The sequence below is a fragment of the Acidovorax sp. Root568 genome (assembly GCF_001427445.1).
Lineage (GTDB): Bacteria > Pseudomonadota > Gammaproteobacteria > Burkholderiales > Burkholderiaceae_C > Acidovorax > Acidovorax delafieldii.
The window spans coordinates 1-1,517 of record NZ_LMGP01000011.1 but is presented as its reverse complement, the minus strand read 5'-3'; the positions used below and the strand labels follow the sequence as shown (position 1 = coordinate 1,517).

Below are 1,517 nucleotides of genomic sequence, written 5' to 3'. Positions count from 1 at the left end.
TTCCAGGTTGGAGGCCGTCTGCTCGGTGCGCGCCGACAGGTCGTGGTTGCCGTTGGCAATCTCCACCGAGGCCGACGAGACCGAGTCCACCCCCTGGCGCACTTCGCTCACCACACCACGCAGCCGTGCCGACATGGCCGACAGCGAACGCAGCATGTGGCCAAACTCGTCCTTGCGGGTGGATTGCAGCTCGCGCGTGAGGTCACCTCCCGCAATGGCATCGATGGTCTCTACCGCTTCGTTCAGCGGCAGGGTGATGGAGCGCACCAGCTTCCAGGCCAGGAACAGGCCCGCCGCCATCAGCACCATGGAGCTGATGATGCCGGTGATGGCGTATTCGATGCGGCGCTGGGTGGCTTCGGCACGGATCACGTCGCGGCGCTTTTCGAGCGTGGCCACAAACTCATCCTGCGCCTTGAGGTACTTGGTGACCAGGGGGGCAAACTCGTCGTCCGCATAGCGTTGGGTGGCGACGGCATCGCCTGCGCCCTTGAGCTCCCAGGTCTTGGCGGTGGCCGCCAGCACAGCCTTGCGCGCCTCCAGCACCTTGTCGAGCGAGGCTTTCTCCTCGGGCGCGGTGGCTGAGGCCACGATGCCTTCCTGCACCTTGTTGATGTTGCCAATGATCTCCTTGACCTTGGCGCCGTACTGCTCGGCCAGCACCGAATCGGTGGTCACCGCGCCGCCCATGACCATGGTGACAGCCGTTTCGGTGGCGCCCCGCCAGCGCACAGCAGCCGAGATGCGGGCCTCGATCTCGACCACGGCGTCCATGGCCGCTGACATCGAAGAGTTGCCCCGGTTCTGCGCAAACGCAGACAGCAGCAACATGGCAATCATGAGCCCCAGAAAGGCGCCCCACAGCTTGCGGGAGACGCGGATATTGTCAAATTGCATGGTTGGTTTTTCCTCGTGGATCGGTGATGTCTCCATGGTCTGCGCATGGCGTGCAAGACACATTCGATTACATCAACAACAGGCCATAGCCTACGCCAGCCCAAGGCACCGGCGGACTCATGCCCCACCGGGAAAAACCCGCATCCAAAATCCGCCAGGAATGCGCGAACGAAGACAGATCGAACAGGCGCTAGAACCCACGGCCTGACGGGGCCAGACCGGTACACAAGTCCCAGCCCGCTACACCCAAGCCTCTGGTCCCAGTATTGCGGGCCCTGACAGGCCTACGCCCCGGAGCCTTCAGGGCACGCAAGGGCCAGGAATCAGAAGCTTTCCCAGTCGTCGTCCCCGCCCTTGGCCGCCGCCTTGGGTGCAGGGGCTGCCGACTGTGTGACTGCGGGTGCAACTGGCGGCGCCAGCCGCGACGGGGCCTTGGGCGCGCTGGCTGCCGCCTTACTGGCGGTGGCAGGCTTGTTGCCCAGTGGGGCCTTGGCCACGGCGGGCCGTGGCGCAGGCGCCGGTGCTGCAGCGCGGGGTGCCGCTGTCGGCGCCCGGGTGGCCACCGCTCCCACGTTGAATACCGACACCACCTGCGCCAGGTGCTGTGCCTGGTCACGCAT

Annotated in this window: 1 protein-coding gene and 1 pseudogene; both read right to left on the bottom strand. The window is 65.5% G+C overall.

Annotation, left to right across the window (positions count from 1 at the left end):
- A partial coding sequence (locus ASD75_RS09605) for a methyl-accepting chemotaxis protein (protein ID WP_156400994.1) occupies window positions 1-897 on the bottom strand: 897 nt, incomplete at its 3' end.
- Between the two features lie 323 nt (window positions 898-1,220).
- Window positions 1,221-1,517 (bottom strand): annotated as a pseudogene (locus ASD75_RS23850) (methyl-accepting chemotaxis protein); the annotation flags it as partial.